The organism is Amylibacter marinus (assembly GCF_030160015.1).
Taxonomy (GTDB): Bacteria; Pseudomonadota; Alphaproteobacteria; order Rhodobacterales; family Rhodobacteraceae; genus Amylibacter; species Amylibacter marinus.
Window position 1 is genome coordinate 415,523 of the sequence record NZ_BSNN01000004.1, and the last position, 25,035, is coordinate 440,557.

Here is a 25,035-nt window from a genome sequence, read left to right on the forward strand (position 1 = left end):
ATTAATCCTCTTCTTTTTCTATGTGGTCGAAATCACTTTCGACAATATCTTTGCGGGTTTTCAATGTTTCCGCGACCAATTCATCTGTCAGAACCAATTTTGCCTCTGTCAGCCACTCAAAATCCAAACCGATGATCCCCTGTTGGATCTCGATCAATACTTCGTTATCTTCTACGCCACGCAATGGCCCCTTGAACCGGCGCTGGCCATCAATCAATTCTGATGTCTCCAGCTTGGCCTCAAATCCAGCCCATGCGGCAAAATCCTTTAGGCGGGTAAGCGGGCGATCAATACCGGGGCTTGAAACCTCTAGGGCGTATTCCGCCTCAATGGGGTCTTCTACGTCTAGAATTGCGGATAACTCGTTGGATATCTTGGCACAGTCATCCACCTCTATGCCACCCTCGGGGCGCTCTGCCATGATTTGCAGAGTGGTCGATTTGCCAGACATCAGGCGAATGCGCACCAGTTCATAGCCCAAACCCTCGATCACGGGTTGGACAATACTGGCCATGCGTTTGTCGATGGCCGCTTTTGCGATCAGATCAGACATATTTTATCCAGACATAAAAAAACGGGCGCAGGGCCCGAGCAAAACTTTCGATGGAAGCTTGGGTTTGGACCCCAACCTTGCCGCTGTTAGGGGGGATATAGGCGGGATTGGTGGCAATGGCAAGGGGATTGTGAAATGCCCGCCCTAGGGCGCGGGTGCGCGGCGATAGTGATAGGCGCTGATCTGGCGCATATTTAGCGATTGATAGAGCGCCATCGCGCCGCGATTTTCGCGCACACTAAGCACCATCAACCTCTGCGCACCCATGGTTTGGGCCCAGCATTCGATATCCTGCATGATGCGCCGCCCAAGCCCTTGGCGGCGTGCATCCGGTGCCACCTCTACCGCGTGGGTCATACAGATCCCTTGATGTAGTGCGCTAAAGGCTACGGCGCCCTCTGTTAGGTAGGTGAAACATTTAGGCCCCGCGGCGCGCTGCATCACATCTATGCGGGGCTGATCTATGCCACCAGCAGCCCAGATAGCCTGCATTTCTGGGGTGCATTGCGGATAGCAGCTATGGGCCGTGGGGCGTGTTGTGCCAAGGGATTTTGCCAATAGAACTACGGGGTCAACAATTTCAAATCCGCGCTGTGCCAATGCGCAATCCAGCGCATTATCGGTGGGGCGGATCATAAACAGTGGAGCTTGGCCCATGGAGGTTTGGGCGGAAATTGCGGCGTCGATCTGTGCGTCATCTGATTGGAGGGTCGCCGCACTGACCCGCTTTCCACCACCTGCGCCGCGCCGAATTAACCAGCCCTCATGCGATAGATATTGCGCCGCCGGCCATGTGGCATCAATAGCCTCAAATAATGGCTGGTGGGGATCAGCCATTTAAAACCCGTGTGCGGATTGCGGCCTCTGCACGGGCGATTTGCGTGCTGTCGGCGCCGCGAATGACCAGATTGGCGCCGTGCCCGCCGTCTTCGTAATAGGGGTATGAGCCGAAAGTTAGGTCGGGGAATTCGGTTGCAATCTTGCCCAGCGGCCCAGCGATTTTGCTCTCGGGGAGGTTGGCGTTAATGGTTACACTTTGCACTGGCGTGCCTTGGGCTAGGCGGGGCAGCAGCCAATCCACCATACAGGTGAATACCCGCGGCACACCCGCCATTACATGCACGTTCTGCATACTAAACCCCGGCGCCTTGGACACCTGATTTTCGATCAGATCTGCGCCATCAGGAATGCGCGCCATACGCAGGCGGGCCTCGGTTAGGTCTGCCGCGCCATTGGGATAGTTGGTGGCCAACACGGCTTTGGCATCTTCGCGTACATCGATACCAACACCAAATGCGGCGGCGATACAATCGGCGGTGATATCATCGTGGGTTGGGCCAATACCGCCGCTGGTGAAAACCATATCATGAGCATGGCGAAGGGCATTTACTGCACCAATGATTTGATCGCGGTCATCGGCCACGATGCGCACCTCGGCTAGATCAATGCCAATGGCGGTTAGCCGCCCCGCCAGATGATACATATTCGCATCCCGCGTGCGCCCAGAGAGAATCTCATCACCAATAACGATCATGCCTGCGGTTGGGTTGGTCATCTGCTTGTCCTTCGTAATGGGGCGCATTAATATGAAACTATGAAATTTGAATCCCCCCTGATCAGGGCAACCCTTATCCGTAGGTATAAGCGTTTTTTGGCGGACGTCACCCTAGAAGATGGCACAGAGGTTACCGCGCATGTTGCCAACCCAGGCTCGATGCTGGGTTTGGCCCAACCAGGCATGGTGGTTTGGTTGGAACCCAATGATAACCCCAAGCGCAAATTAAATTATTCATGGAAGCTGGTCGAGATTGATAGGGCCTTTGTGGGGGTCGATACGGGCGCGGCCAATCATATTGTGAAAGAGGCCCTGAGTGCTGGGGATTTAGATCTGGGATATGCAGATTTTCGTGCCGAGGTGAAATACGGTGAAAATTCGCGGGTTGATTTTCTGCTAAGCGATACCGGCAAGGATGATTTATACCTAGAGGTCAAAAGTATGACCCTGTTACGACAGCCCACAGTGGCCGAATTCCCGGATAGCGTCACGGCGCGCGGGGCAAAGCACCTGCGTGAATTGGTTAATATGGTGGCACAGGGTCACCGAGCGGCGCTGTTATACCTTATTCAACGCACTGATGCTAAGCGCGCAACAGTTGCAGTTGATATAGATCCAGATTATGCACGGGAAATGATCATGGCGCGTGAAGCAGGGGTTGTGTTTTATTGCTTTGATACTGTTATTGATACTAATGGAATTACTCTTGGCCGATCTGTCCCCTTGGATTTCCCAAGCATATCTGATTTAGGGGCGGTGTAAAAAATGGATGATAGCGTGAATAAACCCAGATTAAACAAGGATGGCATCACCATCCACAGCCCAGAAGAATTCGAAGGTATGCGCCGCGCAGGTGCCTTGGCCGCGCAGATTTTGGACGATATTGCGCCCATGGTTCAGGTGGGGGTTTCCACCGCAGAATTGGACAAGACCGTGGAGAAAATGGTCAATGATGCCGGTGCCACCTCTGCCACCATCGGATACCGCGGGTATCAACATGCCACCTGTATTTCGCTGAACCATGTGGTGTGTCACGGAATTCCTTCTGAAAAGCGCCTGAAAGATGGGGATATCCTGAACATCGATGTGACGGTGATCGTGGATGGCTGGTATGGCGATACATCGCGCATGTACGTGGCCGGTAAGCTATCTCGCAAGGCAGAACGCCTGATCGATATCACCCACACCGCACTTATGTTGGGTATTGATCAGGTGAAGCCGGGCAATACCTTTGGCGATATAGGCGCGGCAATCCAAGCATATGTCGAGGCACAGCGCTGTTCTGTGGTGCGCGATTTTTGCGGCCATGGTCTGGGGCGGGTGTTTCACTCGCCGCCGAATGTTGTGCACTTTGGCCGCTGGGGTACGGGGCCTGTATTGGAAGAGGGCATGTTTTTCACCATCGAGCCCATGGTGAATTTGGGCAAGCCACATACCAAAATTTTGGCCGATGATTGGACCGCCGTAACCCGCGACAAATCGCTGTCGGCGCAGTTTGAACATTCTATTGGTGTTACGGCAGACGGGTGCGAGATTTTCACCCCCAGCCCTGCGGATATGTTTTATCCCACCTGGAAATAACGCCCTGTTAACCATAGGGCGGGCAAACTTGCCCTATGGATAGCAAACGATCAGATTCTTTTCACGAACAACCGATGCTAGAATTTCGCACGGCAGAGGCCGCTGTGCCCGAAGATTTTCGCAAGAACCACCGCAAACGCCTGCGCGACAGATTTATGAGCGGCGGCGCGGCTGCCCTGCCGGATTATGAATTGTTGGAACTGGTGCTGTTTCGTGCAATCCCGCGCCAAGATGTAAAGCCGCTTGCCCATCGATTGATGCATCATTTTGGATCATTTAACGAGGTGATCTCGGCGCCAGCCATGCGTCTCTCTGGTGTAAAAGGCGTGGGGCAGGCGGTGGTACAAGAGTTGAAGATCATAGAGGCCGCCGCCCATAGGCTGGCAAAATCACGGGTGATGGATAAAGAGGTGCTGTCCTCTTGGGATGCGCTGATTACCTATTGCACCACCGCAATGGCACACCGAGATACCGAGCAATTTCGCATTCTGTTCCTAAACCGCAAAAATGTGCTGATCGCTGATGAAGCCCAGCAAACGGGAACGGTAGATCATGTGCCTGTCTACCCGCGCGAGGTGGCCAAACGTGCATTAGAGCTGAACGCATCTGCGATTATTTTGGTGCACAATCATCCATCAGGTGATCCGTCGCCCAGTGATGCGGATATAGAGATGACGGCCCGTATCAATCGTGCGTTGTCTGCGCTGAACATACAGGTGCATGATCATGTAATTATTGGCAAAAACGATGTTTCCAGCTTTCACAGCTTGGATTTGCTATAGCCCCCCAATACGCTGATCGGGGGGCGCTGAACTATAGCTTGCCGTGGCAATGCTTATATTTTTTACCCGATCCACATAGGCACATATCATTGCGCGCAAGGGGGGGCCATGTGCTCTCGTCTTCTGGGTCAACCTCGGGCACTGGCTCTGGTTCTGCCTGTGGGTTTGGGGCCAGTTGCAGATCAATACCATAGGCTTGTTTCATCTGCTCTTGGATCTCGTCCATCGGTACACCTTGATCGATTGCGGCTTGGATTTGGGCCTGAATGACCGCAACCTGTTGTTCGCGCGATGCTGGGCCAACCTGCGCCAACGTTTTGGTCACATCGTTGCGTAGGCTTTCCAGCATGGATTCAAACAGCTCGAAAGATTCTGTTTTATACTCGTTTAAAGGATCGCGCTGGGCATAGCCACGAAACCCAACAACCGAGCGCAGATGTTCCAGCGTGATCAAATGCTCGCGCCACTTCTTATCAATTGTATCCAACAACAGTTGTTTTTCTAGTATCCGCATGCGCTCTGCGCCCACGGCTTCAATCTGTTTTGCTGCGGTGTCATCGGCCGATTTCGCAACCCGCTCGATTAGGTCTTCCTCGTCGATACCCTCTTCGGCGGCCCATTTTACAATTTCGGTTTTGAACCCAAGGTTTTCTTCCAATTGCGTATCCAGACCCTCGATATTCCACTGATCTGCATATGATTTGGCAGGAATGTGTTCCTCTATCAGCTCTTCGATCACCTCGTCACGCATGTCTTTAACAATGCTAGACAGGTCTTCGGCCTTCATGATTTCAAGGCGCTGTTCGAAGATTGCCTTACGCTGATCGTTCATCACATCATCGTATTTCAACAATTGCTTGCGAATATCAAAGTTGTGACCCTCGACCTTGGCTTGGGCGCGTTCTAGAGATTTGTTGACCCATGGATGAATAATGGCTTCGCCCTCGTCCATGCCCAACTTGCTAAGCACAGCATCCAGCTTTTGAGAGCCGAAAATGCGCATCAGGTCATCCTCTAGGGATAGGAAGAATGCAGAACGCCCCGGATCACCTTGGCGCCCAGAACGGCCGCGCAGCTGGTTATCAATACGGCGGCTTTCGTGGCGCTCGGTGGCCAGTACGAACAATCCACCAGCGTCTAACGCTGCCTGCTTTGCGGTGGCGATCTGTGCGGTGATCTCTGCGCGAACTTTTGCGGCATCCGCATCGTCGCCCAGTTTTTCCAGCTCTTGGGCTACACGCATGTCTACGTTACCACCCAGCTGAATATCCGTACCACGCCCGGCCATATTGGTGGCGATGGTTACCGCACCGGGCCTACCAGCATCAGCGATGATCTCGGCCTCTTGTTCGTGGAAGCGGGCGTTCAGCACATTATGCTTGATGCCGGTTTTCGCCAGCTTCTCTACATCTGCGGCGTGCTCATTGAACTTGATCTTATTCTCTTCTTTTTTCATGCCCTCGGCGCGTGTGCGCAAGCCAGCGGCAATTTTCGCCAACAAGGGTTTGTCGTTCAACAGCTGAGATAGATACTCTGATTTTTCAATCGAGGTGGTACCGACCAAGATCGGCTGCCCCTTGGAGTGTGCCTTGGCAATTTCTTCTACGATGGCGGTGAATTTTTCACGCGCTGTGCGATAAATCGCATCATGGTCATCCTCGCGGGCGATGCCGCGGTTTGTTGGTACCTCTACCACGCCAAGACCGTAAATCTCGGAAAATTCTTCGGCCTCGGTTAGGGCGGTGCCTGTCATTCCGGCCAATTTGTCATATAGGCGGAAATAGTTTTGGAAGGTCACAGAGGCCAGCGTTACGTTTTCTGGCTGGATCGATACGCCCTCTTTGGCCTCGATCGCTTGGTGCAAACCCTCGGACAGGCGGCGGCCCTCCATCATGCGGCCGGTGAATTCGTCGATCAAAACCACCTGATCGTCTTTCACAATATAGTCTTTGTCACGCTTAAATAACGTGTGGGCGCGTAGACCTTGATTAATGTGATGCACTAGGGTTGTGCTTTCGGGGTCATACAGGGTTTGACCCTCGGGCATTAATTCCATTTCAAGAAAGCGTTTTTCCACAAACTCGTTGCCCTCATCCGTCAGGGTGGTGGAACGGGCCTTCTCATCCATCGCATAATGTTCTTCGCCTAGCTCTGGGATCAGCGCATCAACCGCGTTGTATAGATCGGTGCGATCCTCGGCGGGGCCAGAAATGATCAGCGGCGTGCGGGCCTCGTCGATCAAAATACTGTCGACCTCATCAACGATGGCGAAATAATGATCGCGCTGGGCCATCTGGCTAAGCTCTGATTTCATATTATCGCGTAGGTAATCAAACCCCAGCTCGTTGTTGGTGGCATAGGTCACATCGGCCTGATAGGCGGCGATCTTTGCCTCTTCTTCCATATTGGGCACAACGATACCGGTGCTTAGACCCAAGAATTCATAGACCTGCCCCATCCAGCCCGCATCGCGGCTGGCCAGATAATCATTCACCGTTACCACATGCACACCGCGCCCTGTCAGGGCATTCAGGTATACGGGAAAAACACCCACCAAGGTTTTACCTTCGCCGGTTTTCATTTCCGAGATATTCCCTTGGTGTAGGAATATCCCCCCCATTAGCTGTACATCATAGGCACGCAATCCCAGCGCGCGCTTGGCGCCCTCGCGGGCATTGGCAAATGCCTCGGGTAGCAAATCGTCTAATGTTTCCCCATTGCTTAGACGGGTTTTAAACTCTTCGGTCTTGGCCTGAATATCTGCATCCGATAGCTTTTCAAAGTCAGGCTCAAGCGCATTGATTTTTTCCACCAATGGCCTTGTGGCCTTGATCTTGCGATCATTTGGCGTTCCGAACACTTTTCTGGCAACTGTACCTAGGCCTAGCATGTATATTCATTCCTCAAATAGGCCCCGAAAACCGCGGCAGAAGTGACGCGCCTGTTATTGGTCATTATCCCATTGTGCTTGTGGGCCAAATAAAAGGCCATTAAGAATGGCACCAACGGAAAAAGCCCTGATAACAAGTGCGAGCAAAAGCATGTAATCAGCTGTTTCCCTACTGTCAACGGCACCGGTAAAACGCTGCTTCACAATTTGTCGACTTTGCGCAACATTTTGCGCCCTACAGGAGAGTTTAAATGCGCCTATTTCAGAAATTTCTAACCACCACAATTCTATCTGTTGGCATTGCCAGCGGTGCAATGGCCGAAGAAGCGGCCAGCGCCGATACTGTGCTGGCGACCGTGAATGGTAAAGAGATCACCTTGGGTCATATGATCGTTCTCACAGAACGTCTACCTGCCCAATACGCGGAAATCCCCGTCGCTGATCTGTTTGAGGGAATTCTGGATCAGATGATTCAACAAGAGGCGCTGTCTGCAAAGGCCACGATCTCTGATCAGCGCCTGCAACTGTCCAGCGATAACGAGCGCCGCGCCCTATTGGCAACCGATGTTCTGGATGACATTTCCGCAGATGTCGTAACACCAGAAGCCGTAAAGGCCGCCTATGACGAATTTGTAGCAACCAACGAACCCACACCGGAATTTGATGCATCTCATATCTTGGTTGAAACAGAACAAGAAGCCATCGATTTGATTGCCAAAATCGAAGGTGGTGCAGATTTTGCATTCATGGCCCAAGAGCATTCCACCGGCCCATCGGGGCCAAATGGCGGATCATTGGGCTGGTTCGGGCGCGGCGCAATGGTGCCGGAATTTGATCTGGCAGTGGCCGAGATGGAAGTCGGCGCCGTATCCGCCCCTGTACGCACCCAATTTGGATGGCATATTATTAAGCTGAACAACAAACGTGATTTCCCGGCCTTGGCGGATATGGCCCCACAACTGTCTGAGGGTGTCCGCACCAAGGCGATAGAGAAAAAGGTGGCAGACGTGCTAGAGCAAGCTGATGTTGTGCGCAACGAGCCAACCTTTGATCTGAACCTGATCCGCGATCAATCCCTAGTGAAGTAGGTCTATAATGTCAGACAGCGCTAGAATTGCCGAGCTAGAGGCAGAACTTGCCGCCCTGCGTGCAAAATATGATGCACCTGCGGTCTCACCTTTGGCCCCAGAGGCGGGGTTTCCTGATTTGCCGATCATTGGCGGTGTGACGTTCAGCGCTGCCTCTGCGGGGGTGAAATATCAGGGGCGCGATGATGTGATGCTGGCAAAATGCGTGGCTGGCAGTGCGGTGGCAGGGGTGTTCACACGCTCTGCCACGCGCTCGGCACCTGTTTTGGATTGCCAGGCGAAATTATCCGCTGGAACGATGGCTGATAAGCCGCTGTTTATATTGGTAAATTCTGGAAACTCTAATGCGTTTACGGGCGCCGGTGGTCGAGCATCGGTAGATGCCATTTGCACGGCAGTTGCGGATATCGGAGCAACAGATATCGCAAATGTCTTCTCTGCTTCTACGGGTGTGATCGGCGAACCTCTGCCGCATGATCGCATCGTGTCCTCTATTCAGGGGTTGCATGATCGGTTGGATGCAGGTGCTGCTGCGGCGGCAGCGGCGGCAATTATGACCACCGACACCTTTGCCAAAGGCGCAGCACAGAGCCTTGAAATCGCTGGAACGCCCGTGCATATCGCTGGGTTTGCAAAGGGGTCTGGAATGATCGCCCCAGATATGGCCACGATGTTGGTCTATATCTTTAGCGATGTTGCGATTGACCCGACAGTGCTACAGGCCATGGTATCTGATCTAAACGCGGGTTCGTTTAATGCTATAACCGTGGATAGCGATACATCAACATCCGACAGCCTGATGGTTGTGGCCACAGGCGCAGCTGGAAATGCCAAAATCACTGACCTAAACAGCCCCGAGGCGACACAGTTTGCCACCGCTCTGCGCGCAGTGATGTTGGATTTGGCGCATTTGGTCGTTAGGGATGGCGAGGGTGCCACTAAATTCCTAACCGTAAATGTGCGCGGTGCGGCGGATGATGCCAGCGCTAAGAAAATTGCGTTGTCCATTGCCAATTCACCGCTGGTGAAAACCGCTATGGCCGGCGAGGATCCAAATTGGGGCCGCGTGGTCATGGCTGTGGGCAAATCAGGAGAGCCCGCGGATCGCGATCGTTTGTCCATCTGGTTTGGCGATATTTTGGTGGCAGATCAGGGCTGGGTTTCGCCCGATTACAGCGAAGATTTGGGCGCGGATTACATGCGCAATGCAGATTTATCCATCACGGCGGATCTGGGTATTGGCGATGGAAAATCCACGGTATGGACCTGCGATCTAACACATCAGTATATTACCATAAATGCTGATTATCGCTCATGAAAACGCTGTTGGTATCTGCTGTTGCGTTGATCGACAAAGATGGGCGCGTTCTGCTGGCGCAACGGCCAGAGGGCAAATCTATGGCCGGCCTATGGGAATTTCCGGGTGGCAAGGTAGAGGTCGATGAGACCCCAGAGGCGGCCTTGATCCGCGAATTGCAAGAAGAGCTGGGAATTGATACCTGGGCCAGTTGTCTGGCACCGCTGACATTCGCCAGCCATACCTATGATGAATTCCATTTGCTGATGCCGGTTTTTGCCTGTCGCAAATGGGACGGTATCGTTAGCGGTAAAGAGGGTCAAAAATTGGCTTGGGTGCGCCCAAACCAAATGCGTGATTATCCTATGCCACCAGCGGATATTCCGCTGATTGCAATGCTGCGCGATTTGCTGTAATTATATCCAGCCCATCAGCTCTCGGTTAATGATTTCCACCATCATATCAATATGATCTGGATTGTCGTTAAGGCATGGCACATAGGTGAAATCCTGGCCGCCAGCCTCTTCAAACGACTCGAAAATCTCTTCTTTGATCTCTTCTAATGTTTCGATGCAATCGGCGGAAAATGCAGGCGATATAACGGCGATATTTTTCTGCCCCGCCGCGGCCAATCGCGCGACCTCTTCTACTGTATATGGCTGTAGCCACTCTTCGGGCCCGAATTTAGACTGAAAGGTGGTGATGATCTGGCTGTCATCCCAGCCCAGCTCTTCTTTCAACAGGCGTGTGGTTTTTTGGCAGTGGCAATGATAGGGATCGCCCTCGGTCAGATAGCGCTGTGGTACACCGTGATAAGAGCAGACCAAAATCTCGGGCTTTTTTTCCACGGTTGCATATTTTTCCCGCACAGAGTTAGCTAAGGCTTTGATATAGCTGGGATTGTCGTAATAGGCGGCGACCGTGCGAATGCTGGGTTGCCATTTCATCTGCATCAATACACGAAAGGCCTCGTCATTGGCTGTGGCGGTGGTGGGCCCTGCGTATTGTGGGTATAGCGGAAAGAACACAATGCGCTCTGCGCCCTGCTCCTTCAGGCGCTCGATCACGCTTTTGATCGATGGGTTTCCATAGCGCATGGCGAAATCCACGATCACTTGCTCGCCATATTTTTGATCCAGCGCCTCGGTGACAGCGGCACATTGCTGGCGGGTGATGGTCAACAATGGGCTTTCGTCGCGCTCGGTGTTCCAGATGGATCGATAGGCCGCACCGGATGCAAAGGGACGCTTGCTTAGGATAATTAACTGTAGCAGCGGTTGCCATTTCCAGCTGGGGTAATCCACGACGCGTTTATCGGACAGAAATTGTGACAGATAGCGGCGCATAGACCAATAATCGGTGGCATCAGGTGTGCCAAGGTTAGCCAAGACAACCCCGATTTTTGCGGGTTTCACAGCAGGATGATCTGGGGGTAATGACATTTGGGTTCCTTCGGATCTGGAGGCTGTTTACGGTTTGTCCGGATTGATTTCAAGTGTACCAAGAGCGTCAGCAAGGCGCACCTGTGCTGACCCCGGCTTAAGCGGTTGTTGTTGGGTTCTTGATGGTGCCCAACCGGATAGGAAGATCAGCTCGAAGCTGGCCTGAATTCGACCCTCAACCGCAAAGCTGGATTGATATTCCCGCATCACCTCGGCCAAAAGAGGCTTGCTGATCGGGGTTTTGTGGCGCGCGCACATGACATTTGTCTCGCCCATGGCGCGCAGATCATGCATCAGCCTCAGTGCATTTTCATAGCTAACCGTTAGCGGCAGAGCATCGGCTACCGGCAAGGCCAGCTGGGCGCGTTGCAACAGGGCGCCCATTTCGCGCAATTCGCCCATGGGGGCCACGCGTGGGGATATCCCGCCCAGCACTCGCGTTTCAGCCTGCGCAAAACTGATGCGCAATTCGTTTAGCGTTTGGCCACCAAAACTAACGGCCAGCATTAGCCCATCGGGCACCAGTGCGCGGCGCATTTGCACCAATTGCCCAATGGGATCATTGGCCCAGTGCAGCGCCATGGCGTGAATGATCAAATCGTATTGTGCCTCACCCAGCCCTAGAAAATCGCGATCGGGGATGCAGGTCGCCTCTAGTCCAAGGCGCTCGGCCCAGATATTTGCTCTTGGGCCGATAATAGCTACATTTTTAAACGTTCTGTTAACGTCCTGTATGCGTTCATGGATCTCGTCCAATGCGGCATCCTGTAAGAACCAAGCAGTGCCATCCGCCCGCGCCCGCCGCAGGGCCAAGGTATCTGTTTCAAACAAGTTAGGTGGCGTATCCATGCAAAGCTCTCCTACATCAGTGTTACGCCGATGGCGGCCAAAGGGAAAGACCTTGTTCGAGCCGTTGTTGCGCGCAATCTACCCGCCCCTGTGCATGTCCTGTAGCGCAGAGGTGGATACCGCCGGGCTGTGCCACTCCTGTTGGGGTGAGACTAGATTTATCACAGGCGCGATTTGCCGTTGTTGCGGCGCGCCGATGATCGGCGAGCAAGACGATATCCCATGCGAAGAATGCCTAGCCCACCCGCGCAATTGGGCACAGGGGCGCGCTGCGGTGGTATATGCGGGGGGTGGCCAGCGGATTGTGCTGGCGCTGAAACATGGCGATCGGCTGGATCTGGCCAAGCCCATTGGCCGCTGGATGGCCAAGGCGGCAGATGATCTGCCCCCGGCAGATATCATCGCCCCCGTGCCCCTGCACTGGACTAGGCTGATAAAGCGGCGGTTCAATCAGGCGGCCCTGCTGGCACAACAGGTATCGCGCCACAGCAACACCCCGATGATCCCCGACCTATTGACCCGCAGCAAACGCACCAAGGCGCAGAAAGACATGGATCGCACAGAGCGCATTGCCAATATGTCAGCGGCCATCGATATCACCCATAGGTTCAAAGAGCGAATTAAGGGGCAAGAGGTTCTTCTGGTGGATGATGTGATGACCACTGGGGCCACACTATCGGCCTGTGCACAGGCCTGTCTTGGGGCTGGTGCCAAGAATGTGAATGTTCTTGTATTCGCCCGCGTTGCACCGATTCAATAAAATCGTATAACTGTGGGCGAACCAAAGGATAAGATATGAAAAATGTAACCATCTACACTGGTAACCTGTGTGGTTTTTGTAGCGCCGCAAAGCGCCTGCTAAAACAAAAGAACGTGAATTTCACCGAGTTCAACATTCACAACGACACCAGTAAGCGCGCTGAAATGATGCAGAAATCAAATGGCGGGCGCACCGTTCCCCAGATTTTCATCGGCGATCTCCATGTGGGCGGCTGTGATGATCTGTATGACCTAGAGCGCGCAAACAAGCTTGATGCATTGTTGGCGGGCTGATGCGTGTTGGGGTCGTTCAGTTGTGTTCATCTGATGACCCCGCTGCAAACCTGCCGGTTACCAGCGCTCTGATCCAGCAGGCTATTGAGGATGGGGCTGATTTTATCACCACCCCAGAGGTCACCAACATTGTGTCCACATCGCGCAAACACCAGCGTGATGTCTTGTGCCATATGGAGAATGACCCAACATTGGCCGCCCTACGTGCACAGGCGGCGCAAAATGGGGTATGGATCTTAATTGGCTCGCTGGCGTTAAAAACCGATGATGCGGATGGGCGTTTCGCCAATAGATCGATTTTGGTTGATCCTCAGGGCGCAATCCGCGCGCAATATGACAAGATTCATATGTTTGATGTGGCGGTCTCTGCCCAAGAAACCTATGCCGAGAGCAGTGGCTACCGCCCGGGGGATCAGCCGGTGGTCGCGGATATGGGGGCATACCATTTGGGCATGACCATTTGTTATGATTTGCGCTTTAGCGCGCTGTACCGCGATCTGGCACAGGCCGGTGCCACGGTGATATCTGTGCCCGCCGCTATGTCACCAATCACAGGCCCTGCGCATATCGAAACACTGTTGCGGGCCCGCGCCATAGAAACAGGGTGCTACGTTATCAGCCCAGCCCAGGCGGGCCACCACGCCATTGCCCACGGGCGGGCGCGCGAAACATGGGGCCATTCGATGGCGATTGATCCTTGGGGGCAGGTTATTGACCGCCTACAGGATGAAATTGGATTTTTTTGTTTTGATTTAGACCCCTGTGCGGTAGAACAGGCACGTAGCAAAATTCCGGTATTGAAAAATGAGCGCAGTTACAAGCAGCCTAAAGCCGTCTGATAACAGCAACGAAGATCCGATAGCGATCGCGTTGTTTTCCGAGGTCTTGGCATCGGAACAGTTGATGCGCGGGCGCTTGTCGCGCTCTTTGCCCAAGGGGATGGAGCTGTCGCATTTCATTATGCTAAATTATCTCAGCCGCCAAACCAAAGAGCGCACGCCGGCGCAATTGGCGCGGGTTTTTCATCTGACCAAGGGTGCGATGACCAATACATTGGGAAAGCTGGAATCCTACGGGTATATTCATATCCGCCCAGATTGGGATGATGCGCGGCGCAAATTGGTGGCGATTTCTAATGCCGGGGATCGCGCTCGCGATGAGGCCGTACTGGCCATTACCCCCATTTTTGAGGATGTGATGGGCAGCCTAAATCCCAATACTCTGCGTGAGGGTCTGCGGTTTTTACGAGAATTTCGCACGGCCCTCGAAGACTAGGCCTTGGTGCTGGCGGTTACGTAATTTACCGATAAATCCCGATCTGAAATTGACCAATCCCAGCGTAGCGGGTTAAATACAAATCCCTTGCGATCAACGGGATTCAGCCCCGTATTGGCGATCATCGCGCAGAGTTCGTCTGGGGTGATGAATTTGTCAAACTCATGCGTGCCCTTGGGCAACCAACGCATGACATGCTCGGCACCAATAATGGCCATCATATAGGATTTCGGGTTGCGATTGATGGTAGAACAGATCAACAGGCCATTTGTGTCCAACAAGGTATTGCAGACCTCCAAAAACCCCTGAGGGTCGGCCACATGTTCAATGACCTCCATATTTAGAATTACATCAAACCGTTCGCCGTTTGCGGCGATATCTTCGGCGCTGGTATGGCGATAGTCTATTTCAAGACCGGATTGTTGTGCATGCAGCTGTGCCACAGGGATATTGCCCCCTGCCGCATCTGCGCCAACCACGCTGGCGCCCAGCCGCGCCATAGGCTCGGATAACAACCCGCCCCCACAGCCGATATCCAGCAGACGCAATCCCTTGAACGGCAGGGGTTGATTAATATCGCGCCCGAACTCTGCTGCGATCTGATCTACGATATAATCCAGACGGCATGGATTGAGCATATGCAGCGGCTTAAACTTGCCATTTACGTCCCACCATTCGGCGGCCATGGCCTCGAATTTTGCTACCTCAGCTGGGTCGATGGTATTGGTTGCGGTCATTGACTCTTGCTTTCAAAAGGACAATTTTCTTTGTTAAGGAGACTATACTATAATCATGCGCAATACCGAAGGCCAAACTGGCCCCTACCGAAGCCTATATCCCGTAATACAACCCTATGCGCATCATACGCTAGAGGTCGGTCATGGGCATAAAATTTATGTCGAGGAATGCGGCAATCCGCAGGGTATTCCGGTGGTGGTTCTACATGGTGGGCCAGGTGGGGGCTGTAGCCCAGGTATGCGGCGGTTTTTCCACCCTGATCTTTATCGCATTATCCTGTTTGACCAGCGCGGCTGTGGTCGATCAACGCCCCATTCCAGTGTCGAGCACAACACCACATGGGATCTGGTCGCCGATATCGAGCGTATTCGCACGCTGCTGGATGTGGATCAGTGGATCGTTTTTGGCGGGTCATGGGGGGCAACACTGGCCCTGATCTATGCCGAGACGCACCCGCGCCAAGTGCGCCATCTGGTTCTGCGCGGGGTATTTTTAATGACCGAACGCGAGTTGGATTGGTTCTACAACGGTGGTGCGGGGCAGTTCTTCCCCACAGAATGGCGCCAAATGACCGATCTATTGGAACCAGAAGAGCGCGGATCGGTTATCGGTGCATTTCACCGCCGTCTGTTTGGTAATGACGAACGGGTTCAGACCCGCTTTGCACGCGCATGGACAGAATGGGAAAGCGCATTGGCCACGCTGGAACAGCGCCGCGTTACCGGATCAGTACCCGCCGCATATGCGCGCGCTTTTGCGAGAATTGAAAACCATTACTTTCACAACAAGGGGTTTCTAGAAGAGGACGGCCAGATCCTGCGTGATATCCACAAAATAGCAGATATCCCGGGCTGTATCGTGCACGGGCGCTATGATATGATCTGCCCGCCCCGCTCTGCCTATATGTTACACGAGGCATGGCCGTCCTCGACGCTAAATATGATCCCAACCTCTGGGCACTCCTTGTCCGAGGTCGGGATATGTTCGGCCCTTGTTACAATTATGGATGATCTAGCTTAGCGCCCTAACCCATTGATTTATATGTCTGCTGCTAGGTGACTTGCCTGATAAATTGCGCGTTTTGCGTCCAGCTCTGCTGCGACATCTGCCCCGCCTATTACATGACATGTCTTGCCTGCCGCCTGTAAATCATCGGCCAGCGATCTCTGGGAAACCTGCCCAGCACAGAGGATGATGTTATCAACCTCTAGTACCTTTGGATCCGATTTGTCAGCGCCGATACTGATATGCAGGCCTTGGTCAGAAATGCGCTCGTAGTTTACGCCACCTGCCATATTTACGCCCTTCATTTTCAGGGTGCTACGGTGAATCCAGCCTGTGGTTTTGCCCAGACTCTTGCCCAATTTCTGGGCCTTGCGTTGCAGTAGATGGATTTCGCGCTGGGCTGGGCTGGGCTTGGGGCCGCTATCGGCCAGACCGCCTGCGATTAGTGACGGATCCCCTACGCCCCATTCGCTACGCCATGTGTCCAGATCAGTTGGGTCGTCGGCGTTATCCTGGGCCAGATATTCCGCCACGTCAAATCCGATGCCACCCGCGCCAATGATCGCCACGCGGTCCCCCACGGGGGCCTTGCCGCGCAAAACATCAATATAGGACAGCACTATGGGATTATCTTGGCCTTCGATCTCTGGGTCACGTGGCAACACGCCAGTGGCGATGATCACCTCATCAAAGCCCATCAAATCGTCGGCGCTAACGTAGCTGTTCAAGCGCAGATCGATATTTGAAAGCTCTACCTGCCGTTCAAAATAGTCAACCAGTCCAAAAAATTCTTCCTTTCCAGGAACTTGCTTGGCCATGTTAAGTTGCCCACCGATTTTATCGGCGCCATCGAATAGCGTAACAGTGTGCCCGCGATTGGCGGCGATAACGGCCGCATTTACGCCCGCAGGCCCAGCCCCGACGACAGCGATGGTTTTAGCGGATTTGGTGGGAAGGTAATTCAGCTCGGTTTCGGCGCAGGCGCGCGGGTTTACCAAACAGGACGATAATTTCATCTGAAAGGTGTGATCCAAACAGGCCTGATTGCAGGCGATACAGGGGGTGATTTCATCTGCGCGCCCAGACTGTGCCTTGGCCACAAAATCGGGGTCGGCCAAAAAGGGTCTTGCCATAGAAACCATATCTGCACAGCCATCCGCCAGCACCGCCTCGGCCACCTCGGGTGTATTGATACGATTAGAGGTGATGATCGGGATGTTCACCTGCCCCATCAATTTCTTGGTCACCCACGTAAAGGCGCGCCGTGGCACAGATGTGGCGATGGTCGGGATGCGGGCCTCGTGCCAGCCGATGCCTGTGTTAATGATATTGGCCCCTGAGGCTTCTACGGCCTGTGCAAGTTGTACGACCTCTTGCCATGTGGAGCCATTGGGGATCAGGTCGATCATGGATAGGCGATAAATGATGATGAAATCCGCCCCAACCACCTGACGCATCCGCTTGATGATCTCTAGGGGTAGGCGCATGCGGTTCTCATAGGAACCGCCCCACTCGTCGGTGCGATCATTGGTGTGTTTGACCAAGAACTGGTTGATCAGATAGCCTTCTGATCCCATGACCTCTACGCCATCATATCCCGCCTGCTGTGCACGGCTGGCGGCGGTGACCATATCGTCGATTTGCTTCTCGATACCCGCCGCATCTAGGGCGGTGGGCGCAAAGGGAGATATGGGGGATTTCTTGGCTGATGGCGCCACAGCGCTGGGCGCATAGGCATAGCGCCCAGCGTGCAAAATTTGCATGGCGATTTTGCCGCCCTGTGCGTGTACGGCATCTGTCGCGATTTTATGATTTGCGATGTCTTGGTCAGTAAACAAACCAGATGCGCCGGGCAACACAGCGCCTTCGGGATTGGGGGCCATGCCACCGGTTACAATCAGCCCCACGCCCCCGCGCGCGCGTTCCGCGTAATAGGCTGCTACGCGATCCCAATCGCCCAGCTCTTCTAGCCCAGTGTGCATAGAGCCCATTAAGATGCGATTTTTCAGCTGTGTGAACCCCAGATCCAGCGGCTCGAAAATTTTGGAAAATTCTGTCTTTTGCATTGGCTAACCCCGTCTTGCTGGGCATAACTATACAGCAGTTATTGTGAAGGTCATTGCTAACGCGGCGTCGCGGTTATTTGCGGGATTGGCGGCGAAACGCAGATTTCAGCATATTCAACTCTTCGCGCAACAAACGCAGCTGTGTTTCCAGATTTGGCGCATCGGCACAGCTGACCGATATAGAAAAGCTGTCTAGGATATCGGTGCTGCCATTTTGCACCAACAGATAGTCCGTATGGCCCTGAGTGATGCTGTGATCCGGCAGATCGATCGCCACCTGCCACAGACCGTCTGTCTGTTGGGTGATCTCGCAGGTGCCACAGTTTTCACCATTGCGATATAGATCGATGGGGGTCGGGCTGGTTGTGGATTCTACGGCGCCAAAATAGCGGCCATTTTCAATTTTAAGACGGGTCAGTTTCATTGCTGTTCCTAAATACTGGGCCGTGGACGTGCGAACACGCATAAATCCCGCAGGATCATCTGATTCATTTCTGGATTGTCAAACAGGATATCCAGCCAAACTGCGGTGGTGTTCTCTGGCGAGAAATCCGTGGAATATAGATCAAAGTCTAGTGCGATATCTGGCTCTAAGGGGTCGATCTGTTGAGCAACTTGTTGGTGGTTGGGACCATTTTGCAGATTTAGCCGCACATAGACATCGGTGGGGAATTGTATTTCCATCAATAGGTTAACCCGCAACAAGGTATCTTTGCTAAGGTTTTTCAAAATATCCGACGGCATATTCAACATTACAGAAAGGTAAGATCCACCAAAGGTTAGAACATCCATATGCAACGCATAGGGTGATAGAAACTTGCGGTTACGATTGCGAATTTGGCGCAGGGTAATTTCGTTAATTTTGGAATCGTGAAAAATGGTGGTTTCAGGATTCAGGCTGGTCTTGTTTTTTACAGATGTGGCCCCATAAGAAGACAGGGGTGCGGCCCATAATCCGGGACGATAGGCCCATGTGGTGCGCTGAGGCTTGCGCATCGCGTTGCTATCAATGGCGGGCAAGGACAGTCGCTGTGCGGCGAAAACATCAAATGCCTCTAGTTGGGCCTTGGATTTGCGGGCTTTGCGGCGCAATTCTGCTATGTCGGACAGGGATGTTGCGCGATCAGATTCCGCCGCTCGCTGCCAGTAGCGTCGGTGTTCGCGCAAAGCAAAGCGTTCGGTGACCTTTCGAAACAGTGTTTTCATCTCTTCTCGACTTTATTCGGTTGTTTGCGCTTATATATATAAGAAAGAAGTTATAAACAGGGCTAGGATGAATAATTTCTTAGAAAACCGCGGAATGGACAGTGGATGACACAGAATTTTCAAAACTTTATCGCGCCTGCACAGGCCAGAAATCAGCTGTGGCGTATTTTGGCCGTTCTGGTGTTGTGGTTGATGGGATATTTGGCGCTGGCCTTTGGTATTGGGTTGCTGGGCGTGGTGTTTTTTGGCGGCGAGGTTGAGCAATCCTTTGCGACGGGTGTATTTGATCGACCTGCTTCCATGTTGGTGGTGCTGACCACGTTTGTGGGCTGGGTTCTAGCGCTTGTCGGGGCGGTATATGCCCTGCACCGACGCGGCCTGTTTTCGATGCTAGGCGGGGGTGCGCGGGCGTTTGGTATTTTTTTTATTATCGCGGTTATCGGCTTTGTGCTTTTGGTTTTTATCATGGGTTTGGTGTTTCCAGAACGCTATGATATTGTTGAGAATCTAACGTTATCTATTTGGTATAAATCACTGTTTATTGGTGTTATTTTGATGTTGATACAGGTCAGCGCTGAAGAGCTGCTGTTCCGCGGGTACCTGATGCAGCAATTGGCGGTACGCTTTAGGTCGCGCTGGGTCTATATGGTTTTACCCTCTGTATTGTTCGGCCTTGGGCATTTCAGCACCACAGGCGGCGCCTATTTGGGGTTCTTGATCGTGGCCAGCACGGCCTTGCTTGGGTTGTTTTTGGCGGACTTGACCTATCGCACGGGGAATTTGGGCGCGGCCATTGGGGTGCATTTCGCCAATAATTTTTTCGCGATGTTCTGGGTAACCTATCAGCAAGAGATGAGCGGATTGGCGCGCTATACCGTACCGCATTACGCGGATAATCCGCAGGATTTGGTACAGATTCTAGAGCCTGCGTTGATCTCGCAGATTGTGCTGTTCGCTCTCTACTGGCTGGTGATGGAGCGGCGCGCGCAACGCATTGCAATCCCTGCGCAACAGCCGTAAAACTATAGATTGATCAGATAACAAGGTTTAAGTGATGAACTGGATTTCCAACTATATGAAGCCGAAGATCAATTCGATCTTTTCGCGCCGTGAAACCCCCGACAATCTGTGGAGCAAGTGCACAGAATGCGGCACAATGCTGTTTCATCGCGAGCTGACGGAAAACATGAACGTTTGCACCAATTGTAATCACCATATGCATATCAGCCCCCGAGATCGCGTAACCGCGCTGTTTGACGGTGGCATTTTCACGGAATTTGATGCCAAAGAGCCCGTAACGGATCCGCTGAAATTCAAGGATCAAAAGCGCTATACCGATCGTATCAAGGCCGCCCAACGCAAAACCGGCGAAGATGATGCGATGCTATTGGCCGAGGGTGAAATGGGCCGCACCAAGGTTGTTGTTGCCGCACAGGATTTCGGATTTATGGGCGGGTCGATGGGCATGGCTGTTGGCAATGCTATTATTGCGGCCTGTGAACAGGCGGTAAAGCGTAAATGCCCGCTGATCCTCTTTTCCGCCGCTGGGGGCGCGCGCATGCAAGAGGGCATCCTATCCTTGATGCAAATGCCGCGCACAACTGTGGCGCTGCAGATGCTGAAAGAGGCGAACCTGCCGTTCATTGTGGTTCTGACGCACCCCACCACGGGGGGGGTTACCGCCTCTTATGCGATGCTGGGGGATGTGCATATTGCCGAGCCAAATGCGCTGATTGGATTTGCAGGTGCGCGCGTGATTGAACAAACCATCCGCGAAAAACTGCCCGAGGGTTTCCAGCGCGCCGAATACCTGCTGGATCACGGCATGCTGGATCGCGTTACCCACCGCAAAGATATGCGAGAAGAGCTGATCACAATCGTGCGCCTGTTGATGAAGCAAACCCCCGCGATCAAGGGTGATTTACCCGCACCGAACCCAGCCGAGCAAAAAGCAACCGCAAAGGACGCCAAAGCGTGAGCAACCCCAGTAGCGACATCATCCTAGAGCGGCTGATGGCGCTGCACCCCAAGGTGATTGATCTAACCTTGGATCGCATGACGCGCCTATTGGATGCGCTGGGCAACCCTCAGAACAACCTGCCCCCTGTCATTCATATCGCGGGCACCAATGGCAAGGGCTCAACTCAGGCGATGATTCGTGCGGGCCTAGAGGCCGCGGGCAAGACCTGCCATGCCTATACCTCGCCGCATTTAGCGCGGTTTCATGAACGCATTGTTCTGGCGGGCGCGTTGATCCCCGAGGATTTATTGGCCGAAACATTGGCCGAATGCGAAGAGGTCAACGGCGGCGTCCCCATCACCTATTTCGAAATCACCACCTGTGCGGCGCTGTTGGCGTTTTCACGGGTCGAGGCAGATTACACATTGCTAGAGGTCGGCCTTGGTGGGCGCCTTGATGCAACAAATGTGATTGATGATCCTGTGATGACGGTGATCACACCCGTTTCAATCGATCATCAGCAATTTCTGGGCGATACATTGCCCGAAATCGCCGGTGAAAAGGCAGGTATCCTAAAGCGCAATTGCTTTGCCGTAATTGGCCCACAGCAAGATGAAGCGCTGGACGTTATCGAACATCAGGCCATGCGTGTCGGTGCCACCTGTAAATCCCATGGCCAGCATTGGCATGTGTCCGAGGAAGCAGGCCGTCTGATTTATCAAGATGATTATGGCCTACTGGATTTACCCATGCCGGCCTTGATCGGCGCGCATCAGGTGCAAAATGCAGGTATTGCGATCACCGCCCTGCGTTTGCTGGGTTACGGCGAAGATGCGGCCATTGGCGCGATGCAAAACGCCAGCTGGCCCGCGCGGTTGCAAAAATTGCGCACAGGGCCATTAAACAGCGCCGCCCCAAGTGCCGAAATTTGGCTAGATGGCGGGCATAACACTGCCGCCGGTTCTGCGCTGGCCGAGGCGCTGGGCCGCCTGCCCGCGCGCCCCTTGCATTTGATTGTGGGGATGTTGAACACCAAAGACGTGTCTGGCTACTTGGCCAATCTTGCCCCCCTAGCCCAAGATTTACGCGGTGTGTCTATCCCAAACGAGAACGCCACCCTAAGTGCCGCAGAAACTGTTGCGGCGGCGCGGGGCGCAGGCATTCAGGCGGATGAGGCAAAGGATGTTCTGTCCGCTGTGACCGAGATCGGATCAGTCTCTCCAAATGCGCGCATTTTGATTTGCGGTTCTCTTTACCTTGCGGGGAATGTGCTACAAACTAACGCATAGAGAAAATTACCTTAGGTCACTTTGGTATTCAATGGTATACACACTATCAGAGATCTAGTGGAGGAATTGATGACTAACGAAACATACCCACCATCGGCCGATGTCGCCGCCGCGTCTCACGCTGATCAGGCCAAGTACGAGGAAATGTATGCGGCCTCGGTGTCTGATCCTGATGCATTCTGGGCAGAGCACGGCAAACGCATTGATTGGATCAAACCGTTTAGTACCGTGAAAAACACATCCTTCGCCTTTCCGGATGTATCGATTAAATGGTTCGAAGATGGGCAGCTGAACGTTTGCGCTAATTGCGTTGACCGCCATTTGGAAACCCGAGGTGATCAAACCGCGATCCTATGGGAAAGCGATGATCCGAATATAGATAAGAAAATCACCTACACCGAACTGCATGACCATGTATGCCGATTGGCCAACACCTATAAATCGCTGGGCGTAGGCAAAGGCGATCGTGTAATTCTGTATATGCCAATGATCCCCGAGGCCGCCTATGCGATGTTGGCCTGTGCGCGTATTGGCGCGGTGCACTCCATCGTGTTTGGTGGATTTTCGCCCGATGCATTGGCGTCGCGGATTGCGGATTGCAAGGCATCTCTTGTTGTGACGGCCGATGAGGGCCCGCGCGGTGGGAAAAATATTCCGCTGAAGAAAAACGTGGATGCGGCGCTGGAAATCTGCGGGGATGTGCAAACATTGGTCGTAGCGCGTACCAGTGGTGGGCCGGGGAACAAGGCGGGGCGCGATCATGATTATGACACGCTGGTGTCTGCTGCATCAAATGATTGCCCACCAGAACCGATGACGGCCGAAGATCCGCTATTTATCCTGTATACATCTGGTTCCACCGGGAAACCCAAGGGTGTTGTGCATTCCTCGGGTGGTTATCTGGTATCAGCCTCTATGACCCACGAATATACCTTCGATTATCACGAGGGTGATATCTATTGGTGTACGGCTGACGTGGGCTGGATCACTGGGCACAGCTATATCGTATATGGCCCACTGGCCAATGGCGCGACCAGCCTGATGTTCGAGGGTACACCGACCTACCCAGATGCATCCCGTTTTTGGCAGGTGTGCGAAAAGCACAAGGTCAACCAATTCTACACAGCCCCCACAGCTATTCGCGCCCTAATGGGCCAAGGCGAAGAGATGGTGAACAAATGCGATCTGTCCTCGCTAAAGGTTCTGGGCACAGTGGGCGAACCGATTAACCCAGAGGCATGGCATTGGTATAATGATGTGGTCGGCAAGGGTAAAATTCCCATCGTTGATACATGGTGGCAAACCGAAACAGGGGCGCATATGCTAACCCCCCTACCGGGCGCCACACCCACCAAGCCAGGCTCGGCTACGCGGCCGTTCTTTGGGGTTCAGCCTGTTATCCTTGACCCGCAAACAGGCCAAGAAATCGACAGCACAGAGGCCGAGGGCGTTCTAGCAATCAAAGACAGCTGGCCCAGCCAAATGCGCACGGTTTACGGTGATCACGAGCGTTTCGTGAATACCTATTTCGCCGCCTACAAGGGCTATTATTTCACCGAGGATGGGTGCCGTCGCGACAGCGATGGTTATTACTGGATTACGGGGCGCGTTGATGACGTGCTGAACGTATCTGGCCACCGCATGGGCACCGCCGAAATCGAAAGCGCACTTGTGGCACACAAGGATGTGGCCGAGGCCGCCGTTGTTGGGTACCCACACGAGGTAAAGGGCCAAGGTATCTATTGCTATGTAACCTTGAACCAAGGTGCAGAATACACCGACGAGCTGCGCACAGAATTGCGCGGCTGGGTGCGTCAGCAAATCGGGCCAATTGCATCGCCTGATTTCGTACAATGGGCACCCGGTTTGCCCAAAACGCGTTCTGGTAAAATCATGCGCCGCATTTTGCGCAAGGTTGCAGAGAACGATTTCGGATCGCTGGGGGATACATCCACCCTAGCCGAGCCAGAGGTCGTGGACGATTTGATTGCAAATCGTATGAACAAATAGCATAGTTTGCTGGCCAAGCAGATCGCTTGGCCAGCAACTTTGGGTGTCCTATGTATAAAATTTTGGCGTTTATCTCTGCGGGGTTCTGCGTGGCCTGTGCGCAATTACCTGACAGCGTAATTCTGGTAGAAGAGCCAGAGCTATTACAACCCGAAACGGATATCGCATCGGTGTTGGGCGCGGGGGCGACACGCGCCGAGGTGCAGGCCTATCTAGGCCAGCCGCTGGATATATCTAAAATTTCTGACGATAAGTTTCACATATATAAGGCCGATGAAATCCGCATCTATGCCGATGCCAACAGCCGCCACCACGAATACCACATTAGTTATCTAGCTGGTCAGCTGGTTTCTTGGTGGCATATCGAAAGCTAACAACGAACGGCACCTTTGCGGG

At 53.3% G+C, this 25,035-nt stretch carries 26 protein-coding genes; 16 read left to right on the forward strand and 10 right to left on the reverse strand.

The features are described from left to right. Position 1: 1 nt before the first annotated feature. The 3 genes from rimP to QQL62_RS09265 all read right to left on the reverse strand — a co-directional run bounded on the left by rimP (position 2) and on the right by QQL62_RS09265 (position 2,108). A complete protein-coding gene (gene rimP / locus QQL62_RS09255; RefSeq protein WP_284378116.1) occupies positions 2-553 on the reverse strand; it encodes a ribosome maturation factor RimP in 552 nt (183 codons plus the stop codon). Positions 554-697: 144 nt separating this feature from the next. Further along, entirely contained in the window at positions 698-1,390 is a 693-nt protein-coding gene (locus tag QQL62_RS09260; protein WP_284378118.1) for a GNAT family N-acetyltransferase, read from the reverse strand. Continuing rightward, the gene (locus QQL62_RS09265; RefSeq protein WP_284378120.1) at positions 1,383-2,108 is read right to left on the reverse strand and encodes a competence/damage-inducible protein A; all 726 of its coding nucleotides are present in this window, start codon (positions 2,106-2,108) and stop codon (positions 1,383-1,385) included. The genes QQL62_RS09260 and QQL62_RS09265 overlap by 8 nt, the downstream gene beginning before the upstream one ends. Before the next feature lie 39 nt (positions 2,109-2,147). Here QQL62_RS09265 and sfsA point away from each other — a divergent pair, with 39 nt between their 5' ends. The 3 genes from sfsA (at position 2,148) to radC (ending at position 4,471) form a co-directional block, all read left to right on the forward strand. After that, positions 2,148-2,870, forward strand: a complete 723-nt coding sequence (gene sfsA, locus QQL62_RS09270; protein WP_284378122.1) for a DNA/RNA nuclease SfsA — start codon at positions 2,148-2,150, stop codon at positions 2,868-2,870. 3 nt (positions 2,871-2,873) lie between these two features. Next, positions 2,874-3,689 (forward strand): type I methionyl aminopeptidase, encoded by an 816-nt coding sequence (gene map / locus QQL62_RS09275; RefSeq protein ID WP_284378125.1) that lies wholly within the window; start codon positions 2,874-2,876, stop codon positions 3,687-3,689. A gap of 74 nt (positions 3,690-3,763) precedes the next feature. After that, a complete protein-coding gene (gene radC, locus QQL62_RS09280; protein ID WP_284378127.1) occupies positions 3,764-4,471 on the forward strand; it encodes a RadC family protein in 708 nt (235 codons plus the stop codon). 31 nt (positions 4,472-4,502) lie between these two features. On the opposite strand, the gene secA is transcribed toward radC, so the two are convergent. After that, entirely contained in the window at positions 4,503-7,361 is a 2,859-nt protein-coding gene (gene secA / locus QQL62_RS09285; protein ID WP_284378132.1) for a preprotein translocase subunit SecA, read from the reverse strand. A 251-nt stretch (positions 7,362-7,612) separates the two neighbouring features. On the opposite strand from secA, the gene QQL62_RS09290 reads away from it, so the two are divergent. Genes QQL62_RS09290 through QQL62_RS09300 form a run of 3 tightly spaced genes read left to right on the forward strand, consistent with a single transcriptional unit; the run spans position 7,613 to position 10,162 of the window. Then, on the forward strand, positions 7,613-8,449 hold the full coding sequence (locus tag QQL62_RS09290; protein WP_284378134.1) for a peptidylprolyl isomerase: 837 nt from the start codon (positions 7,613-7,615) through the stop codon (positions 8,447-8,449). A 7-nt stretch (positions 8,450-8,456) separates the two neighbouring features. Then, positions 8,457-9,767: a bifunctional glutamate N-acetyltransferase/amino-acid acetyltransferase ArgJ gene (argJ, locus tag QQL62_RS09295; RefSeq protein ID WP_284378137.1), complete on the forward strand. Its 1,311-nt coding sequence runs from the start codon at positions 8,457-8,459 to the stop codon at positions 9,765-9,767. Next, positions 9,764-10,162, forward strand: a complete 399-nt coding sequence (locus QQL62_RS09300; RefSeq protein WP_284378139.1) for a (deoxy)nucleoside triphosphate pyrophosphohydrolase — start codon at positions 9,764-9,766, stop codon at positions 10,160-10,162. The genes argJ and QQL62_RS09300 overlap by 4 nt, the downstream gene beginning before the upstream one ends. On the opposite strand, the gene hemH is transcribed toward QQL62_RS09300, so the two are convergent. After that, complete coding sequence (gene hemH, locus QQL62_RS09305; protein ID WP_284378141.1) at positions 10,163-11,188, reverse strand: ferrochelatase; 1,026 nt, start codon at positions 11,186-11,188, stop codon at positions 10,163-10,165. Positions 11,189-11,215: 27 nt separating this feature from the next. Beyond that, complete coding sequence (locus QQL62_RS09310) at positions 11,216-12,037, reverse strand: methyltransferase domain-containing protein (protein WP_284378143.1); 822 nt, start codon at positions 12,035-12,037, stop codon at positions 11,216-11,218. On the opposite strand from QQL62_RS09310, the gene QQL62_RS09315 reads away from it, so the two are divergent. Genes QQL62_RS09315 through QQL62_RS09330 form a run of 4 tightly spaced genes read left to right on the forward strand, consistent with a single transcriptional unit; the run spans position 12,036 to position 14,365 of the window. Continuing rightward, positions 12,036-12,797, forward strand: coding sequence for a ComF family protein (locus tag QQL62_RS09315; protein WP_284378146.1), 762 nt, complete (start codon positions 12,036-12,038; stop codon positions 12,795-12,797). The genes QQL62_RS09310 and QQL62_RS09315 overlap by 2 nt on opposite strands. A 35-nt stretch (positions 12,798-12,832) precedes the next feature. Next, positions 12,833-13,090, forward strand: a complete 258-nt coding sequence (gene grxC, locus QQL62_RS09320; protein ID WP_284378148.1) for a glutaredoxin 3 — start codon at positions 12,833-12,835, stop codon at positions 13,088-13,090. Continuing rightward, entirely contained in the window at positions 13,090-13,929 is an 840-nt protein-coding gene (locus tag QQL62_RS09325; RefSeq protein ID WP_284378150.1) for a carbon-nitrogen hydrolase family protein, read from the forward strand. The genes grxC and QQL62_RS09325 overlap by 1 nt, the downstream gene beginning before the upstream one ends. Further along, complete coding sequence (locus tag QQL62_RS09330) at positions 13,895-14,365, forward strand: MarR family winged helix-turn-helix transcriptional regulator (RefSeq protein ID WP_284378153.1); 471 nt, start codon at positions 13,895-13,897, stop codon at positions 14,363-14,365. The genes QQL62_RS09325 and QQL62_RS09330 overlap by 35 nt, the downstream gene beginning before the upstream one ends. Here QQL62_RS09330 and ubiG read toward each other — a convergent pair. Then, the gene (gene ubiG, locus QQL62_RS09335) at positions 14,362-15,102 is read right to left on the reverse strand and encodes a bifunctional 2-polyprenyl-6-hydroxyphenol methylase/3-demethylubiquinol 3-O-methyltransferase UbiG (protein WP_284378156.1); all 741 of its coding nucleotides are present in this window, start codon (positions 15,100-15,102) and stop codon (positions 14,362-14,364) included. The genes QQL62_RS09330 and ubiG overlap by 4 nt on opposite strands. 55 nt (positions 15,103-15,157) lie before the next feature. Between ubiG and pip the strand changes: the two genes are divergently transcribed. Then, positions 15,158-16,123, forward strand: coding sequence for a prolyl aminopeptidase (gene pip, locus QQL62_RS09340; RefSeq protein WP_284378160.1), 966 nt, complete (start codon positions 15,158-15,160; stop codon positions 16,121-16,123). 17 nt (positions 16,124-16,140) lie between these two features. Here the strand turns inward: pip and QQL62_RS09345 are convergent, their stop codons facing one another. The 3 genes from QQL62_RS09345 to QQL62_RS09355 form a co-directional block, all read right to left on the reverse strand. Further along, positions 16,141-18,174 (reverse strand): NADPH-dependent 2,4-dienoyl-CoA reductase, encoded by a 2,034-nt coding sequence (locus tag QQL62_RS09345; RefSeq protein ID WP_284378163.1) that lies wholly within the window; start codon positions 18,172-18,174, stop codon positions 16,141-16,143. Between the two features lie 73 nt (positions 18,175-18,247). After that, the gene (locus QQL62_RS09350; protein WP_284378165.1) at positions 18,248-18,598 is read right to left on the reverse strand and encodes a hypothetical protein; all 351 of its coding nucleotides are present in this window, start codon (positions 18,596-18,598) and stop codon (positions 18,248-18,250) included. A gap of 8 nt (positions 18,599-18,606) precedes the next feature. After that, positions 18,607-19,380, reverse strand: a complete 774-nt coding sequence (locus QQL62_RS09355) for a DUF6478 family protein (protein ID WP_284378168.1) — start codon at positions 19,378-19,380, stop codon at positions 18,607-18,609. A gap of 105 nt (positions 19,381-19,485) precedes the next feature. Here QQL62_RS09355 and QQL62_RS09360 point away from each other — a divergent pair, with 105 nt between their 5' ends. The 5 genes from QQL62_RS09360 (at position 19,486) to QQL62_RS09380 (ending at position 25,013) form a co-directional block, all read left to right on the forward strand. After that, positions 19,486-20,400: a CPBP family intramembrane glutamic endopeptidase gene (locus QQL62_RS09360; protein ID WP_284378170.1), complete on the forward strand. Its 915-nt coding sequence runs from the start codon at positions 19,486-19,488 to the stop codon at positions 20,398-20,400. A gap of 34 nt (positions 20,401-20,434) precedes the next feature. Beyond that, complete coding sequence (gene accD, locus QQL62_RS09365) at positions 20,435-21,358, forward strand: acetyl-CoA carboxylase, carboxyltransferase subunit beta (RefSeq protein ID WP_284378172.1); 924 nt, start codon at positions 20,435-20,437, stop codon at positions 21,356-21,358. Continuing rightward, positions 21,355-22,629, forward strand: coding sequence for a bifunctional folylpolyglutamate synthase/dihydrofolate synthase (locus QQL62_RS09370; RefSeq protein ID WP_284378175.1), 1,275 nt, complete (start codon positions 21,355-21,357; stop codon positions 22,627-22,629). Before accD ends, QQL62_RS09370 begins: the two co-directional genes overlap by 4 nt. 69 nt (positions 22,630-22,698) lie before the next feature. Continuing rightward, entirely contained in the window at positions 22,699-24,639 is a 1,941-nt protein-coding gene (gene acs / locus QQL62_RS09375; RefSeq protein ID WP_284378178.1) for an acetate--CoA ligase, read from the forward strand. Positions 24,640-24,689: 50 nt separating this feature from the next. Beyond that, entirely contained in the window at positions 24,690-25,013 is a 324-nt protein-coding gene (locus QQL62_RS09380; protein ID WP_284378181.1) for a hypothetical protein, read from the forward strand. The last annotated feature ends 22 nt before the right edge of the window (positions 25,014-25,035 follow it).

What these genes read in the sequence shown, in the direction of transcription:
- rimP (WP_284378116.1), bottom strand. Translation starts at nt 553, where the DNA reads ATGTCTGATCTGATCGCAAAAGCGGCCATCGACAAACGCATGGCCAGT.
- QQL62_RS09290 (WP_284378134.1), top strand. Translation starts at nt 7,613, where the DNA reads ATGCGCCTATTTCAGAAATTTCTAACCACCACAATTCTATCTGTTGGC.
- QQL62_RS09260 (WP_284378118.1), bottom strand. Translation starts at nt 1,390, where the DNA reads ATGGCTGATCCCCACCAGCCATTATTTGAGGCTATTGATGCCACATGG.
- QQL62_RS09330 (WP_284378153.1), top strand. Translation starts at nt 13,895, where the DNA reads ATGAGCGCAGTTACAAGCAGCCTAAAGCCGTCTGATAACAGCAACGAA.
- hemH (WP_284378141.1), bottom strand. Translation starts at nt 11,188, where the DNA reads ATGTCATTACCCCCAGATCATCCTGCTGTGAAACCCGCAAAAATCGGG.
- QQL62_RS09325 (WP_284378150.1), top strand. Translation starts at nt 13,090, where the DNA reads ATGCGTGTTGGGGTCGTTCAGTTGTGTTCATCTGATGACCCCGCTGCA.
- acs (WP_284378178.1), top strand. Translation starts at nt 22,699, where the DNA reads ATGACTAACGAAACATACCCACCATCGGCCGATGTCGCCGCCGCGTCT.
- QQL62_RS09360 (WP_284378170.1), top strand. Translation starts at nt 19,486, where the DNA reads ATGACACAGAATTTTCAAAACTTTATCGCGCCTGCACAGGCCAGAAAT.
- argJ (WP_284378137.1), top strand. Translation starts at nt 8,457, where the DNA reads ATGTCAGACAGCGCTAGAATTGCCGAGCTAGAGGCAGAACTTGCCGCC.
- ubiG (WP_284378156.1), bottom strand. Translation starts at nt 15,102, where the DNA reads ATGACCGCAACCAATACCATCGACCCAGCTGAGGTAGCAAAATTCGAG.
- radC (WP_284378127.1), top strand. Translation starts at nt 3,764, where the DNA reads ATGCTAGAATTTCGCACGGCAGAGGCCGCTGTGCCCGAAGATTTTCGC.
- accD (WP_284378172.1), top strand. Translation starts at nt 20,435, where the DNA reads ATGAACTGGATTTCCAACTATATGAAGCCGAAGATCAATTCGATCTTT.
- QQL62_RS09315 (WP_284378146.1), top strand. Translation starts at nt 12,036, where the DNA reads ATGCAAAGCTCTCCTACATCAGTGTTACGCCGATGGCGGCCAAAGGGA.
- QQL62_RS09310 (WP_284378143.1), bottom strand. Translation starts at nt 12,037, where the DNA reads ATGGATACGCCACCTAACTTGTTTGAAACAGATACCTTGGCCCTGCGG.
- QQL62_RS09355 (WP_284378168.1), bottom strand. Translation starts at nt 19,380, where the DNA reads ATGAAAACACTGTTTCGAAAGGTCACCGAACGCTTTGCTTTGCGCGAA.
- QQL62_RS09300 (WP_284378139.1), top strand. Translation starts at nt 9,764, where the DNA reads ATGAAAACGCTGTTGGTATCTGCTGTTGCGTTGATCGACAAAGATGGG.
- pip (WP_284378160.1), top strand. Translation starts at nt 15,158, where the DNA reads ATGCGCAATACCGAAGGCCAAACTGGCCCCTACCGAAGCCTATATCCC.
- grxC (WP_284378148.1), top strand. Translation starts at nt 12,833, where the DNA reads ATGAAAAATGTAACCATCTACACTGGTAACCTGTGTGGTTTTTGTAGC.
- QQL62_RS09350 (WP_284378165.1), bottom strand. Translation starts at nt 18,598, where the DNA reads ATGAAACTGACCCGTCTTAAAATTGAAAATGGCCGCTATTTTGGCGCC.
- QQL62_RS09265 (WP_284378120.1), bottom strand. Translation starts at nt 2,108, where the DNA reads ATGACCAACCCAACCGCAGGCATGATCGTTATTGGTGATGAGATTCTC.
- QQL62_RS09345 (WP_284378163.1), bottom strand. Translation starts at nt 18,174, where the DNA reads ATGCAAAAGACAGAATTTTCCAAAATTTTCGAGCCGCTGGATCTGGGG.
- QQL62_RS09380 (WP_284378181.1), top strand. Translation starts at nt 24,690, where the DNA reads ATGTATAAAATTTTGGCGTTTATCTCTGCGGGGTTCTGCGTGGCCTGT.
- secA (WP_284378132.1), bottom strand. Translation starts at nt 7,361, where the DNA reads ATGCTAGGCCTAGGTACAGTTGCCAGAAAAGTGTTCGGAACGCCAAAT.
- map (WP_284378125.1), top strand. Translation starts at nt 2,874, where the DNA reads ATGGATGATAGCGTGAATAAACCCAGATTAAACAAGGATGGCATCACC.
- sfsA (WP_284378122.1), top strand. Translation starts at nt 2,148, where the DNA reads ATGAAATTTGAATCCCCCCTGATCAGGGCAACCCTTATCCGTAGGTAT.